The sequence below is a fragment of the Sorangium sp. So ce119 genome, from assembly GCF_051524405.1.
GTDB lineage: Bacteria > Myxococcota_A > Polyangia > Polyangiales > Polyangiaceae > Sorangium > Sorangium cellulosum_G.
In genome coordinates this window covers 4,582,213-4,596,610 of record NZ_CP150310.1, presented here as the reverse complement: position 1 = coordinate 4,596,610, position 14,398 = coordinate 4,582,213, and the positions used below count along the sequence as shown (strand labels likewise).

Below are 14,398 nucleotides of genomic sequence, written 5' to 3'. Positions count from 1 at the left end.
GCTCCGGCGATTCTACGCCTCCGGGCGTCCGGGCGACGACGGATGACACCGCTGCTTCACTTTTTATCGCACCCCGACGCCCGATCCACGGCGGATGGATTTCCTCTGACGGCGTTCCTGCGCCCCCGAGAGCGTCCAGGCCGTCCTGGTGAACGGTTTCAGTGAGCCGGCATCCCGGACGAGAGACTGTATCTCCCGCCAGGAACCAGCCCGTCTGTCGCGTCGCGTGATCCGGCGGCGCGCGCCGGCTACCCGACATGAGCGCCGCCGTCCGCTGCCTGGAGGGCGATTGTCGCGGACAAATGAAACACGTTTTTTGAAGTCAAGCGTCACTCGGCCTCGCCGGCGGGCGCCTCGCGGCGCGCGTGGCGTCCGAGGTGTCCGAGGCGCCCGTCGTGACGGTCCGGTGGACGGCGGCCACGAGGGGCACCCGCCGCGGACTCGCCAGGCGACGTGGGCCCACATGCGGACCCGCTCCAGGGCGCCGGAGCCGCGGCCCGTCGCCTCCGTTGTGGCAGTCGAGCGCCGCAGTGGCAGTCGAGCGCAGCAGTGGCAGTCGAGCGCCGACCCGGCGTGCTCATCCCACGCGGCGCCGCGAGCCGCGCCGGGAGCTGCGGCGCTGCGGCGGATCGCGCGCCGGGCGCACGACAAGCATGCTTGTCTCCGGCTTCCCCACCTGATCATCGGGCGGCGCACATGCGCGCGCCGGAGGGAAGGCAGCTCGCCAAATTTATCCGATCGCGCCCGCGCCGCGTGGAGTAGCATCGCTCAACTCGTCGACGAAGGGGCAACATGCATAAGGCGCGCAAGAACCTCACCCATTTCACGATGGACGGCTTTCACGGCTTCCGGAGCCGTTTTGATGACGTGAAGCTGGCTCAGGAGCTTCTGGAGGAGGTGCCCGGCGTGCTCCGGCTGAAGCCGGTGATGCCTCCGTTCATCCTCCCCTACTACAACGGCGTGGTGGCCGAGGACTGCGGCATCAGCGCCTTCGTGCTGCTGCTCGGCGGCCACCTCACCATCCACACCTTCAGCTTCCGCGAGTGCTTCTTCGCCGATCTCGTGTACCCCGGGGCCTTCGATCCGCAGCGGGTCCAGATGATGCTCCAGACGACGCTGCCGTGTCGCAGCGTGTTCACGCAGACGGTCGATCGCGGCGAAGGGGGCGATCTGCAGGAGCGCAGGGGGCACGAGGTGGTGAGCCCGGAGGCCGACTTCGGCCCTCACCTCTTCCTGCAGTTCAGCCCGTACCGCGGGCCGACCTCGCTCGACGCGCTCTTCGACATCTTCGACCACCTGCCCTCGAAGATCGGGATGACCCCGATCATGCGCCCCTTCGTGGTGAAGACGGCGACGCGCGAGGGGACCCCGGTGATCAGCGCCATGGTGATGATCGCGGAGTCGCACATCACGCTGCACATCTTCCCCGACAGCGACGAGGCGTTCTTCGATCTCTTCAGCTGCAAGTTCTTCGACGTGGAGCCGGTCGTGCGCGTGCTCGCGGAGCAGTTCGGCGGCAACGTGACCGAGCAGGTGCTCGTCCCGCGCGGCCAGCGCTACCTGCAGCTCAGGACCGAGCGCCCGCACGTGATGAGCCACGTGAACCAGTGGCTCGCCTCCTCGCACCCCGGCGTCTACGCGCGCATGCCGGGCGACGGCGGCCCGCTCGGGCCGAAGAGCTCGAAGGGCTGACGTCGAGGCGCGCCGCCGCCGGCGGCGCCGCCTCCACAGGCACCTACCTCGAGGGGCCGAGGTCGCGCGCCGCCGCCGGCGGCGCCGCGCTCACAGGTACCTGTAGTTCGACCTGGTGTACTCGCCCAGCCACGGCGCGTCGAGGAGCGCAAAGGAGCTCTCCTCGGGCCCGGCCCATCGGAGGATCCCGATGCACCCCGGGTTGAGCCGGTGCGGCTTCAGGAAATTGACGGCGTTGAGCTGGTAGCTCTGCGTGTCGCCCGTCGCGGCGAGCGGCTGTCCCGGCTCGTGATAATGCCCGGCGAAATGGTACCTCGGCCGGAGATCGCGGAGCAGTTCGAGCACGTCGCGTGAGCCGCCATCGTCGTAGCGGGGGTGGATGGCGGCGGCGGCGCCGTGCGGCGGCTCGTGCGAGAGGAGCACGTCGACGCGATCGCCGCGGGAGCGCAGCTTGCGGACCTCGGCTGCGGTGTAGTGCTCCGAGACGGGATCCCGGCCGGGCCGCCCGCCGTCGGAGATGCCGCCCAGCCCGCCGATCGTGAGCCGGTGCGGGCCGCGGCCGAAGGTGAACCGGCCGCCGTTCGGGAGATAAAGGATCTTCTCGTGCGCGTCGACCGGCACCGGCGCGTCGGACCCGGCGCCCGCCTCGTCGAGGAACTCGAAGTCTTCGTGATTCCCCCTGATGAACACCGTATCAGCGGCTATCCGTTGATCCGCCGGCGCGTCGGGCCCGAAGAACGCATCGGGCTCCGGCCCGCCCTCGTGATAGACGGCGAACCCCAGCTCGTCGGGGTCGCTCTCCGCGAACCGCTTCGTGGCGCGGTCGAGCCGGAACGGGGGAGGGAACGCGCCGAGATCGCCGACCTGGAGGATCAGATCGAGCGCGCGGCCGGTCTCCCGCTGCCAGCGCCCGAGCAGCCGATAGGCGAGCGTGAGGTGGCCGTGAACATCGCCGAGCACGGCGATCTCGAGGGGGGCGTCCGGCGTCATGAGGGCGCGGAGCATAATGCCTCGGGCGCTGGCCAGCATCCGGGACTCCCGTAGTGAGCCCGCCGAGCAGGAGCGCTGCATTGCTGTTCGTCGCCGCGCACCGCGACCGCCCGCGCGCGGCGCGGCGCGGCGTGGACTCGATGAGGTGATCGGTGCGCTCCTGTGCGCTCATCTGCCGACACGAGCGCCTGTGCGGCGTCCGTCCACGTCGCCAGGAGACCCGGTTGTGATGGCTTGAAATCGACGCGGTCCCGCGCGGTGCGTTCTATGGCGTGGAGGTGATGGATGAGGGGCGGAAGAGCGCGTGTTTCTCTTGCGGAGACAAGGGAGGAGGCGTACTGATCTATTGACGCGAGTTTCGGCTGGAGCTGACGGACACACCGGCTCGGGCCTCTTCAAGAAGGAGTAGCAGAGGTATGCCCCTGCACACGGGACAGCTGGTGACCCCTGCGCTGCGGCTCGTTCGCATCCTGCGGCGGGGCGGGATGGGGAGCATCTGGGTCGCCGATCGCCTGCCGCTCAAGGCGCAGGTGGCCGTCAAGTTCATGTCGCCCGAGCTCGCGGACGACGCGGGGTACGTGGAGCGGTTCCGGCGGGAGGCCGTCGCGGCGGCCCAGATCACGAGCCCGCATGTCGCGCAGGTCCTCGATCATGGGCTGACCGCGGACGGCATGCCGTACATCGCGATGGAGCTGCTCCGCGGCGAGGATCTCAGGGCCCGCATCCGCCGCCTGGGGAGGCTGCCGCTCGGCGAGGTGGCCCGCATCGTGGCGCAGACGGCGAAGGCGCTCGGGCAGGCGCACCGGCTCGGCATCGTCCACCGGGACATCAAGCCGGACAACCTGTTCCTGACCGAGGTGGACGGCGAGACCTTCGTCAAGGTGCTCGACTTCGGCATCGCCCGGCGGGCGCGGGACATGCGCGTCACCTCGACGGGGAACGTCGTCGGGACGCCGCTCTACATGAGCCCGGAGCAGCTCACCTGCTCGAAGGATCTCGATTTCCGCGCGGACCTCTGGGCGCTCGGCGTCGTCGCCTACCACGCGATCACCGGGCAAGTCCCGTTCTTCGCGGAGACGATCGTCGGGCTCACGCTCACCGTGCACGCCGGCAAGTTCACGCCGCCGAGCGCGCTCCGGCCCGAGTCGCCGCCGGCCCTCGACGACTGGATGCGGCGGGCGTTGCAGCTCGACCCGAACGCGCGCTTCGGCTCCGCCAGGGAGATGGCCGAGGCGCTGGAGCGGGCGCTCTCGCCGCGCCGGCGGAGCGCCGGGCCGCTGGGCACGGCGACCCAGGACACGGGCGCGGAGGCCCTGGCGCAGGCGCCGGTCGCGAGCGCGCAGGACGCCGCGATCACCCTGCGCCACCCCGCGCCTCCGCGGCTGCCGATGGCGCTCGCGGACACCGATCCGTGCGACAGCGACGCCCCCGACCGCACGACGACGGTGATGATGACGACGTCGAGCCGCAAGAAGAAGCGGCCCGCGGCGCGGATCGCCACGGTCGCCGCCCTCGGCGCCATGCTCGCCGGCGCCGGCGTGTACATGGCGGGGCGCCTCGCCGCGACCAGCGCCGACGGCGCCGCGCTCGCCGCCGACAGCGCCGCGCTCGCCGCCGTGGCCGTCGCCTCCCGCAGCGCCGGCTTGCCGGGCACCGCCGAGGCGACGCTCCTCGCCAGCGTCGTGGACGCGCCGCGGCCGCTGCTCGCGCCGGGACACCCGGAGCCGGCCGAGGTCCCTGCGACGCGGCCCGATCCGGCGCCGTCGACCGAGAAGGCGCGGCCGACCCCGAAGAAGCCCACCGCGCGCCCCACGCGCGCCCCCGGGCGGACCAAGCCCGCCCCGTCGGCCGGAAGGCTCACCCGGCGCGTCAAGCCCTTTCCACGTCACGACATCGCCATGCACCGGTGAGGTCGCCTCGGCGTCCTCCGACGCACGACATCGGCCTGCAGCCGTGATGCCCGCCCCGGCCTGGCCAGGGGGCCTCTCGCTGAAGTCACGCCTTCGCGGCCCAGCCCTCAGCGTTGCGTCGCCGCGCGCAGGGCCTCCGCGGTCGCCTGATCCGCGGGGAAGAACGACTCGACCGCGAGCTCGGACAGGGTGACGTCGACCGGCGTGCCGAAGACCATCGTCGTGCTGAGGAAGCTCAGGGTGCGGTCCTCCGCCCGGATCCTGAGCGGCACGGCGATGACGGCGGCGCCGGGCTCGCGCGCGGGCTCCGGGCGCCGCGCCCCTCCCGCCGCCGGCGACGGATAGCCGCTGAGCTCCTCGAGGAGCTTCACGAGGACGGGGTCGGCGCTCACCTCGATCTGGCGGCGAAGGCGGGCGAGGAGGTGAGCGCGCCACTCGGGCGCGTTCTCGATGCGCGGCGCGAGGCCGTCGGGGTGGAGGCTCAGGCGCAGCACGTTGACCGGCGGGCGGAGGAGGGCAGGGGCGGCGCCGACGAGGAGCGGGCCGACGGCGGTGTTCGCGGCGACGAGGGTCCAGTGCCGGTCGACGGCGAGCGCCGGATACGGCGCGTGGCCGGCGAGCACGAGATCGATCGCCTTGCGCGCCGCCGCGAGCGCGGGATCGTCGAGGCTGCGCTCGGGATAGAGCGGCGCATACCCCGCCGCCACGAGGAGCTGGTTGCGGTCGCGCAAGGGCACGTCGAGGCGCTCCGCCAGGTGGAGCACCATCTCGCGGCTCGGCTGCGCGCGGCCGGTCTCCAGGAAGCTCAGGTGGCGCGTCGAGATGTCGGCCTCGCACGCGAGGCCGAGCTGGGTCATGCGGCGGCGCTGGCGCCACTCGCGCAGGAGTCCCCCGACATGCGGGTGTGAGGTCATCATCGCGCGACGACCTTACCACGCCGGGAAGAGCGACCCATTACCTGGGAGGTAATCGACCCCATGACCGAGGCCACCCATGATGGGCATGCGTCAGGGGCGCTGCGGACAGCGGGCGCGATGCGCGCGTCGGCTCTCCCGATCAGGCCCAGTCCATCCAGGGGCGATGAGCCCGAGAATGCAACGAAAGGAGCCCACCATGTCGTTCCTGTCCTCTCCTCTCTTCCTTCGCCGTGCCCTCCTCGCCGACGCCATCGTCAGCGGCGCGACTGGCCTCCTGATGCTCGCGGGCGCGGCGCCCCTCGCCGGCGTCGTCGGCCTGCCCGAGGCGCTGCTCCGGTGGTCCGGAGCGAGCCTGCTACCGTTCGCCGCGATCGTCGCGTGGCTCGGCACGCGCGAGCGGCCGGCGCGGGCCGCCGTCCTCGCCGTGGTCGTCGCGAACGCGCTCTGGGTGATCGACAGCGTGCTCCTCCTGGCGCTCGGCTGGGTCGAGCCGACGGCGCTCGGTTACGCGTTCGTCGCGGCGCAGGCGCTCGTTGTCGCGCTCTTCGCCGAGGCGCAGGCGCTCGGGCTGCGCCGGGCGCGGATGACCGCCTGAGGGGCGAGGCGCCGTCGTCACGGGGCCCGCTGCGCCCTCTTCGCCTCCTTGCGACGGGCCTCGAAGAGCTCGACGAGGAAGTCGACGAAGACGCGCGCGCGCGGCATGAGGTGGCGGCTCTTCGGGTAGAGCGCGTGAACCGGGTACACAAGGCTCGGATCGCAGAGCGGCGCGGCCTCGAGCTCGCCGCGGGCGAGCGCGCCCTCGACGTGGAAGTCGAACGAGTAGACGAGCCCGAGCCCGGCGATCGCGCCGTCGAGCAGGAGGTCGGCGTCGTTCGTGTGAAAGCGCGCCTCGACGGTCGGGGCCGGCGGCACCTTGCCGTCGGCGAAGCGGTAGGGCGTGGGGCGCCCGTCCTGGAGGAAGCCGAGGCGCGCGTGGCGCGCGAGATCCTCGACGCGCCTCGGCCGGCCGTGCCGGCGGAAGTACGCGGGCGAGCCGCAGATCACGGTGCGGACCTCGCCGAGGCGCCGCGCGACCAGCGCCGAGTCGCGGAGCTCGCCGAGGCGCACCGCGACGTCGATCCCCTCCGCGACCGGGTCGATGTACTGGTCGCGCAGCGTCAGATCGAGGCGGATCTTCGGGTAGCGGCGGAGGAAGTCCGGGATCTTCGGCCTGAGGAGCGAGCGGCCCAGCACGACGGCCGAGTCGACGCGCAGCGCGCCCGCGGGGGCCGTGCGCGTGCCCTTGAGCGCCTCCGTCGCGGCCCGGTACTCCTCGACGATGCGCGCGCCCCGATCGAGGAACGCGGCGCCGTCGTCGGTCAGCCGGAGCGAGCGCGTGGTGCGCGCGAGGAGCTGCACGCCCAGCTCTTCCTCGAGCCGGGCGACGCGGCGGCTGACCGCCGAGGCCGTGACGCCGAGGCGCTTGGCCCCGGCGGCGAAGCTGCCCGCCTGCACGGTCGTCACGAAGAACTCGATGCTCGTCAGCGTATCCACGGAGATTCGTTCTACTCTGGAACGAGAGAAGTGTCACCGGCGCGTCTAACGCTCGTTCTGGAATGAATTAAGCTCCGCTCAGGTGCTCGCCGGAGCCGCGAGCAGCGCCAGAGAGGGCCGCGAGGCGCGGAGCGCGCCGGGAAGCGGCCCTTGCGCGCGGCGCCGCCGGCGCCGCGATCGATGAGCAAAGGAGCGTGCCATGGAACAGCGAATGAAAGCGTGGGTCCTGGAAGGTGGGTTTGGGACCGATCACCTGCGCCCGGTCGAACTGCCCGTCCCGGAGCCGAAGCGCGGCCAGGTCCTCGTCCGGATCCGCGCGGCGTCCGTCAATTACCGGGATCTGATGGTCGTCGACGGCGTCTTCGATCCATCGCTCCCGATGCCGCTGGTGCCGCTCTCCGACGGCGCAGGCGAGGTGGTCGCCACCGGCGAGGACGCGCGCCGGCTGCGCGTCGGCGATCGCGTCGCCACCTTGTTCCAGCAGAAGTGGCTCGGCGGGCGGCCCACGCCCAGGACGACGTTCGAGGCGAGCCTCGGTTACCCGAGGGGAGGGGTGCTCGCCCAGTACGTCGTGCTCGACGAGGACGGCCTGGTCGTCCTGCCGCCGTCGCTCACCTGCGAGGAGGGCTCGACGCTGCCGATCGCCGCCGTCACGGCGTGGCAAGCGCTCCACGTCGACGCGCCGGTCCGGCCCGGCGACACCGTGCTCGTGCTCGGGACGGGCGGGGTCGCCGTGTTCGCGGTGCAGCTCGCGCGGGCGTCCGGGGCGCGCGTGATCGTCGCGTCGAGCAGCGACGAGAAGCTCGCCCGGGCGCGCGAGCTCGGCGCGACGGACCTCATCAACTACCGCGCGACCCCGGACTGGGACGCGCGCGCGCTCGAGCTGACGGGCGGCGTGGGCGTCGACGTCGTGGTCGACATCGCGGGCGACCTGCGGCGCTCGGTCCGCGCGCTGCGCAGCGGCGGTCAGGTGAGCCTCGTCGGCCTCCTCGCCAACGCCTCACCGGAGCTCGACGTGGTCCCGATGCTGATGAAGCGCGCCCGCGTCCAGGGGATCAGCGTGGGCAGCCGCGACATGTTCGAGGACCTGCTGCGCGCCGTGGCGCTCCACCGCATCAGGCCGGTGATCCACCGGGTCTATCCGTTCGAGGCCGCGCGCGAGGCGATCGAGGCGCAGCGGCGGGGCGAGCACGTGGGCAAGCTCGTTGTCGCGGTCGGCTGAGGGCGCGGGGCGTCCCGCGGCTCACTTCCCCTGCTCGGCCGCCAGGGCGGCCTGGACCGCGGGGCGGGCGCCGACGCGCTCCCTGTACTGGACGAGGGCGGGCCAGCGATCGAGCTCGATGCCCGCGAACTTCGTCCAGGTGAGCACGGTGAAGAGGTACGCGTCCGCCACCGTGAACTGGTCGCCCATCAGGTACGCTGCACCCTCGAGGCGCGGCGCCACGTGATCGAGGCGGCGGCTGATGGCTTCCCTGGCCGCGCTCTTCTGCTCGTCCGAGGTCCTCGGCTTGAACAGGGGGGCGAACTGCTTGTGCAGCTCGGTGCTGATGAAGCTCAGCCACTCCTGGAGACGGTAGCGGCCGAGGGTGCCGGCCGGCGGCGCGAGCCCCGACTCGGGCTTCTGGTCGGCGATGTACTGGACGATCACCGGCCCCTCGGTGAGCACATCGCCGCTCTCGATCTCGAGCGCGGGGACATAGCCCTTCGGGTTGATCTGGTTGAAATCGGCGCCCGACTTCGTCTGCTTCGTGCCGAGGTGGACCTGCTCGAGGTCGAACTGCAGGCCCGCCTCGCGCAGCACGATGTGGGGAGAGAGCGAACAGGCACCAGGACTGAAATAGAGCTTCATCATGACCTCCAGGGGCGCTCGGGAGGGGACCTTCCCCGAGCGCGCGGCGTCCGTCAAGGCGGTGCCCGGGGGCGGCGGGGCGCCGCGCCGGCGACGGGACTGGCGGGCTCTACGAGGCGCCCGCGCCCGCCTGCACGCCGGCGCGCACGCCTCAGGGAGCGCCCTGGCGCTTCGCCTCGCGGGCGGTGAGCGCGTATTCCGCGCGCGGGTGATGAGCGACGGAGGTCCGGAGATCTCTCGCCGCGGCCTTGACACCCGCACGCGCTAGCCAGGCGGCCTCGCGCTGTCGTGCGGGGCCGTGTCGCTCAGCGGGTCGGCGTAGACTCCCGGCGTGGAGTCTGGGATGAGCGTCGCGCCGACCGCGCGCGCGTAGAAGTCGGCGGGGCCGACGCCGCCGATGATGCCGTACGCATACCCCATCTGCGCGAGACCGTGCAGGGAGGCGAGCAGCAGGGCGTGACCGACCCCCTTGCCCCGCTCGTGGTCGGCCACGCCGGTGGGGCCGAAGAATCCGCGCCGGGTGCACTCGTAGGCGGAGAAGCCGATCACCTCGCCTCCGCGGATGGCGAGGTACACGCTGACAGGCTTGTTCGCGTATCCGACGGTGATCTCGTCGGCCCACGCCCGCGTGAAGTGCCGCTCGACGAACCGCCGGACGGGCGTGATCTCGGACGGCGTCGCCCGCCGTACGACGACGGAGTCCCGCCGCAAGGCCTCGATCACGGGGTCGAGCGGCGGCAGCTTGAGCAGGTTGACGAGCATGTCGGCCATCGGTCCTCCCGAGCAGGGCTGGAGCGGCCCGGAAGCGAGCCGCGCTCCGCCGGGACGTCTACCAGGGCGCGGGAACCGGCCGCTACTTCAGCGTGTCGGGATCGACGCCGAGCTCCCGGAGCTTCTCCGCCAGCCGCGCTGCCCGCTGCTCCGCGGACTCGGCCCGCTGCTCCGCGGCCTCGGCCCGCTGGGCGAGCTCCAGGCCAGCCGGCACGAGCTCTCCCGCGGGGGTGAAGAAGCGGAGCTGCCCTTTCTCCACGCCCAGGAAGAGCCCGAGCTGCGCGCTCCAGAGGCGGCCAGAGGCGTCCGGGGAGAGCGGTTGATACTGCCCGTCGACGTGATGAAAGCCCGAGAGCTCGAGCGTCTCTGGATCGAACCAGAAGTAGTCCGGCGTCCGGAAGACGTCCTGGTAAGTCTGCTTCTTGAGGCCGCGATCGACGCGCGCGGTGCTCTCCGAGAGCACCTCCACGATCACGTTCGGATACCGGCCGTCCTCCTCCCAGACGACCCAGCTCTTGCGCGGTCTCCGCTCCGTGCCGAGCACGACGAAGAAATCCGGACCCCGGAAATGCTCCGATTTGAGCTGACGAGGGCTGAAGTAGATCGTCAGATTGCCCGCCGCGAAGTAGTCAGTCCGCTCCTTCCAGAAGAGCTCCAGGCTCTCGAGCAGCAGGAGCATCTGGACGAGGTGCTGATAGCTCTCCATGGGCGGCTCGTTGCTGTCCAGATCGCCCGGCGGGGCGACGACGCTCGGGTCGACGATCTCCGCCGGCATCGCGAAGGCGAGGGACGTCATGCCTCCAGCTTGCCGGAGGAAGCAGACCGCAGCAAGGTCCGGGGCGCATCTCGCCATGCCCGATCGGGTTTACGGATCCCGGCAGCGTTCGTTTCGAGATCCGACGATCGCCAGGTCCCCGCCAGTCGCCCGACGTTCGTCCTGCCCGCCTCGCGCAGCGTTCATTGCCGCCGGGACGCGCAGTTCAGCGCGGCGGCGCGTCCGGCGCTCCAGGTCCCGTCCACGCCTGTCCGGCCAGCAGCAGCTTCGCCTCCGGCGCGCTCCAGTCGCGCGCGCCCGTGAACCGGAGCGCCAGGCTGCCGTCCGGGCGCACGAGGAACGTGTCGGGCAGCGTCGAGACCCCGAGCCGCCGCGCGAGCGCGGGCGAGCCGGCCCGCACGACCTCGGGCGGCACGTCGCCGTCGAAGAAGGCGCGCACGACGTCCCAGCTCTCGTCGACGCTCACGGCCACGAGCTGGACCTGCCCGCCCCGCTGGAGCTCCCGGCCCAGATCGAGCAGGGCGGGGAGCTCGGCGCGGCACGGCGCGCACCAGGTCGCCCAGACGTGGAGCAGCACGGCCCGCCCGCGCAGCGAGCTCAGGCGCAGCTCGCTCCCGTCCGGCCGCGCGAGCGCCTCGTCGGGCGCAGGCTCGGCGCCGGAGAGCTGCTCGTGCTCGAACGGACGCCCCGGCCGCGCCGCCCCGCGCCCGTGCTCCACGGCCCAGTAGAGGCCCACGGCCAGCGCCTGGAGGAGCATCAGGACGCCCGCGGCGCCGCCGAACGCGCGGAGGCGAGGAGGCACGCCCACGGCCTACTCCGCCGCCGGAGGCAAGGCCGGAGCGGAGCGCGGCGCGGCGCCGGCGGCGTCCGGCGCCGCGGCCTCCGCCTCGCGCTCCTCCCCGCGCCGACCGCCCGCCATGCTGTAGAGCACCGGCAGGACGAGCAGCGTGAGCAGCGTCGACGAGATCACCCCGCCGATCACGACCGTCGCGAGCGGGCGCTGCACCTCGGCGCCGACGCCGGTGCTCCACGCCATCGGCACGAAGCCGAGGGACGCGACGAGCGCCGTCATCAGGACCGGGCGCAGGCGCCGCTCGGCCGCGAGCTCGATCGCCCGACGCGCGGGGACGCCCGCGGCGACGAGCTGCCTCACGGTGGAGACGAGCACCATGTCCCCGAGCACCGCGACCCCCGACAGCGCCACGAACCCGACCCCCGCCGAGATGCTGAACGGCAGGCCCCGCAACCACAGCGCGACGACCCCGCCGATCGCCGCGAACGGGACGCCCGTGAACACGCGGACCGCATCGACGAGCCGCCCGTACGTGACGTAGAGCAGCGCCAGGATCAGCGCCAGCGCGACGGGCACCACGACGAGGAGGCGCGCCTCCGCCCGCTCGAGGTGCTCGAACTGCCCGCCGAAGCGGACGTAATAGCCGGGCGGCAGCTCGACCTCGCGGTCGATCCGCGCCCTGGCCTCGTCCACGTAGCTGCCCACGTCGCGGCCGCGCACGTTGGCCTGCACCACGATGCGGCGCTTCGCCCACTCCCGCTGGATCGCGGCGGGGCCCTCGACCGTGCGGATCTTCGCGAGCCGCGCGAGCGGGATGCGCTCGCCGCCGGCCGCCGTGACGAGGATGCGGCCGATCGAGGCGGGGTCCTCGCGGTAGCGGTCGTCGATGCGCAGCGCCACGGGGTACCGGCGCTCGCCCTCCTGGAGCTGCCCCACCTCGCGGCCGCCGAGCGCCTCGACGACCTCGAGGACGTCCGCGGCCGCGATGCCGTGCCGGGCGATGGCGTCGCGGTCGACCTCGATCTCGAGGACCGGCTGCCCGGTGATCTGCTCGGTCACCACGTCCGCGGCGCCCGGGATCTTCTTGAGCGCCGCCTCGATCTCGCGCGCCTTCTGCTTCAGCGTGTCGAGGTCGTCGCCGAACAGCTTCACCCCGAGGTCGGACCGGATCCCGGCCGTCATCTCGTTGAGCCTGAGCTCGATCGGCTGCGTGTAGATGACGCGCATCCCCGGCAGCCCCGCGAGCTCCGCCTCCATCGCCTGGACGAGCTCGTCCTGCGTGGCCGCGCGCTTCCAGCGCTCCCGCGGCCGGAGCGTGATGAACACGTCGGAGACCTCGAGCCCCATCGGGTCGGTCGCCACCTCGGCCGTGCCCGTGCGGGTCCAGACGCGCTCGATCTCGTCCGGGAACCGCTCGATCAGGACCCGCTCGATCTGCGTGCCGTAGCGGATCGACTCGCCCACCGAGACGCCCGACAGCCGCACCGTGTTGGCGACGATCGTCCCCTCGCGCAGCCGCGGCACGAACTCCGCGCCGAGCCGGGTCGCGAGGAACGCCGCGTTCGCGAGGAGCAGCGCGGCGCCGGCGAGCACCGCCCACCGGAAGCGGAGCGCGCCCCGGAGCACGGGCAGGTACGCCCGCCTGAGGAGGCGCACCGCCGCGCCCTCGCGCTCGCTCGCGCGGCGCGGCAGCAGCAGGCTCGCGAGCGCCGGCATCAGCGTGATCGACAGGATCATCGAGCCGAGGAGCGCGAAGATCACGGTGAGCGCCATCGGCCGGAACAGCTTCCCCTCCGCCCCCTCGAGGGCGAGGATCGGCAGGTAGACGATCATGATGATGAGCTCGCCGAGCATCGTCGGCTTGCGGACCTCGATCGACGCGTCGCGCACCACGTCCGCGGCGCTCCGGCCGGCGCGGTCCTCCGAGAGCCGCCGGACCGAGTTCTCGACCATGATCACCGAGCTGTCGACGATGAGGCCGAAGTCGATCGCGCCGAGGCTCATCAGGCTCCCGGCCACGCCCGCGCGCAGCATGAGGCTGCCGGCGAAGAGCATCGACAGCGGGATGGCCGAGGCCACGATGAGCCCCGCGCGCAGGTTGCCGAGGAAGGCGAACAGCACCGCGACGACGAGGAGCGCGCCCTCGAGCAGGTTCCGCTTCACGGTGGCGAGCACCCGGTCGATGAGCTCGGTGCGGTCGTAGACGATCGCGACGTCGACCCCGGCCGGCAGGCTCTTCTCGACCTCGTCGAGGCGCGCCTTGAGCCGCGTCGTGACGTCGTGGCTGTTCTCGCCCATCAGCATGAAGCCGAGGCCGAGCACGACCTCGCCCTGGCCGTCCGCGGTGACCGCGCCCCGCCGGAGCTCGCGCCCCTCGACGACGCGGGCCACGTCGCGGATCCGGATCGGCGCGCCGGCCCTGGCGGCGACCACGATCTCCTCGATGTCGCGCGGGCGGGTGGCGATGCCGATCCCCTGGATGAGCAGCGTCTCCCCGGCCTGGTCGAGGTTGCCCCCGCCCACGTTGGCGTTGTTGCGCTGGAGCGCCTCGACGAGGTCGCCCAGCGACAGCCCGCGCGCCGTGAGCTCCGCCGGGTCGACGAGGACCTGGATCTGCCGCTCGTCGCCGCCCCAGGCGTTGACCTCGGCGACGCCGCGCACCGACCGGAGCTGCGGCGCGATGACCCAGTCGTGGATCGCGCGGAGCTCGCTCAGCGGCTTGCCCTTGCCCGTGACCACGTAGTGGAGCACCTCGCCGAGCCCCGTGGCGACCGGGCCGAGCCGCGGGCGCTCGATGCCCGGCGGCAGCGCCACGCCCTGCACCCGCTCCAGGACCACCTGGCGCGCCAGGTAGATGTCGGTGTCGTCCTCGAAGCGCACCGTCACCTGGGCGAAGCCGAAGCGCGACAGCGAGCGGACCTCCTCGAGCCCCGGCAGGCCCGAGATCGCCTGCTCCAGGGGCGCCGTGATCTGCCGCTCGATCTCGACCGGCGAGAGGGCAGGCGCGACGGCGTTGATCTGCACCTGCACCGGCGTCGTGTCGGGGAACGCGTCGATCGGCAGGCGGCGGAACGACCAGATCCCCGCGAGCGAGAGGCCGATCGCGGCGAGGATGACGGCGAGCCGGTGGCGCAGCGACCACGTGATGACGGCGTTCAGCATGGCCGC

At 72.5% G+C, this 14,398-nt stretch carries 12 protein-coding genes; 4 read left to right on the top strand and 8 right to left on the bottom strand.

Features of this window, described 5'->3' with window-relative positions:
• Positions 1-792: 792 nt before the first annotated feature.
• Complete coding sequence (locus WME76_RS17325) at positions 793-1,692, top strand: S-adenosylmethionine decarboxylase (RefSeq protein WP_437291850.1); 900 nt, start codon at positions 793-795, stop codon at positions 1,690-1,692.
• Positions 1,693-1,782: 90 nt separating this feature from the next.
• Here the strand turns inward: WME76_RS17325 and WME76_RS17320 are convergent, their stop codons facing one another.
• Entirely contained in the window at positions 1,783-2,682 is a 900-nt protein-coding gene (locus WME76_RS17320) for a metallophosphoesterase family protein (RefSeq protein WP_437961195.1), read from the bottom strand.
• Between the two features lie 416 nt (positions 2,683-3,098).
• Between WME76_RS17320 and WME76_RS17315 the strand changes: the two genes are divergently transcribed.
• Positions 3,099-4,592: a protein kinase domain-containing protein gene (locus WME76_RS17315; protein WP_437961194.1), complete on the top strand. Its 1,494-nt coding sequence runs from the start codon at positions 3,099-3,101 to the stop codon at positions 4,590-4,592.
• 107 nt (positions 4,593-4,699) lie between these two features.
• Here WME76_RS17315 and WME76_RS17310 read toward each other — a convergent pair whose 3' ends face one another.
• A complete protein-coding gene (locus WME76_RS17310; RefSeq protein ID WP_437961193.1) occupies positions 4,700-5,509 on the bottom strand; it encodes a helix-turn-helix domain-containing protein in 810 nt (269 codons plus the stop codon).
• Positions 5,510-5,684: 175 nt separating this feature from the next.
• Here WME76_RS17310 and WME76_RS17305 point away from each other — a divergent pair, with 175 nt between their 5' ends.
• Complete coding sequence (locus tag WME76_RS17305) at positions 5,685-6,104, top strand: hypothetical protein (protein WP_437961192.1); 420 nt, start codon at positions 5,685-5,687, stop codon at positions 6,102-6,104.
• A gap of 17 nt (positions 6,105-6,121) precedes the next feature.
• On the opposite strand, the gene WME76_RS17300 is transcribed toward WME76_RS17305, so the two are convergent.
• Positions 6,122-7,042: a LysR family transcriptional regulator gene (locus tag WME76_RS17300; RefSeq protein ID WP_437961191.1), complete on the bottom strand. Its 921-nt coding sequence runs from the start codon at positions 7,040-7,042 to the stop codon at positions 6,122-6,124.
• Positions 7,043-7,241: 199 nt separating this feature from the next.
• Here WME76_RS17300 and WME76_RS17295 point away from each other — a divergent pair, with 199 nt between their 5' ends.
• On the top strand, positions 7,242-8,264 hold the full coding sequence (locus WME76_RS17295) for a zinc-dependent alcohol dehydrogenase family protein (protein WP_437961190.1): 1,023 nt from the start codon (positions 7,242-7,244) through the stop codon (positions 8,262-8,264).
• 21 nt (positions 8,265-8,285) lie between these two features.
• Here the strand turns inward: WME76_RS17295 and gstA are convergent, their stop codons facing one another.
• From gstA to WME76_RS17270, 5 genes are all read right to left on the bottom strand, one after another.
• A complete protein-coding gene (gstA, locus tag WME76_RS17290; RefSeq protein ID WP_437962120.1) occupies positions 8,286-8,891 on the bottom strand; it encodes a glutathione transferase GstA in 606 nt (201 codons plus the stop codon).
• A gap of 264 nt (positions 8,892-9,155) precedes the next feature.
• Positions 9,156-9,662, bottom strand: a complete 507-nt coding sequence (locus tag WME76_RS17285; RefSeq protein WP_437961189.1) for a GNAT family N-acetyltransferase — start codon at positions 9,660-9,662, stop codon at positions 9,156-9,158.
• An 82-nt stretch (positions 9,663-9,744) separates the two neighbouring features.
• Positions 9,745-10,458, bottom strand: a complete 714-nt coding sequence (locus WME76_RS17280; RefSeq protein WP_437961188.1) for a Uma2 family endonuclease — start codon at positions 10,456-10,458, stop codon at positions 9,745-9,747.
• A 184-nt stretch (positions 10,459-10,642) separates the two neighbouring features.
• On the bottom strand, positions 10,643-11,245 hold the full coding sequence (locus WME76_RS17275; protein WP_437961187.1) for a TlpA family protein disulfide reductase: 603 nt from the start codon (positions 11,243-11,245) through the stop codon (positions 10,643-10,645).
• 3 nt (positions 11,246-11,248) lie between these two features.
• A complete protein-coding gene (locus WME76_RS17270) occupies positions 11,249-14,392 on the bottom strand; it encodes an efflux RND transporter permease subunit (RefSeq protein WP_437961186.1) in 3,144 nt (1,047 codons plus the stop codon).
• Positions 14,393-14,398: the final 6 nt, after the last annotated feature.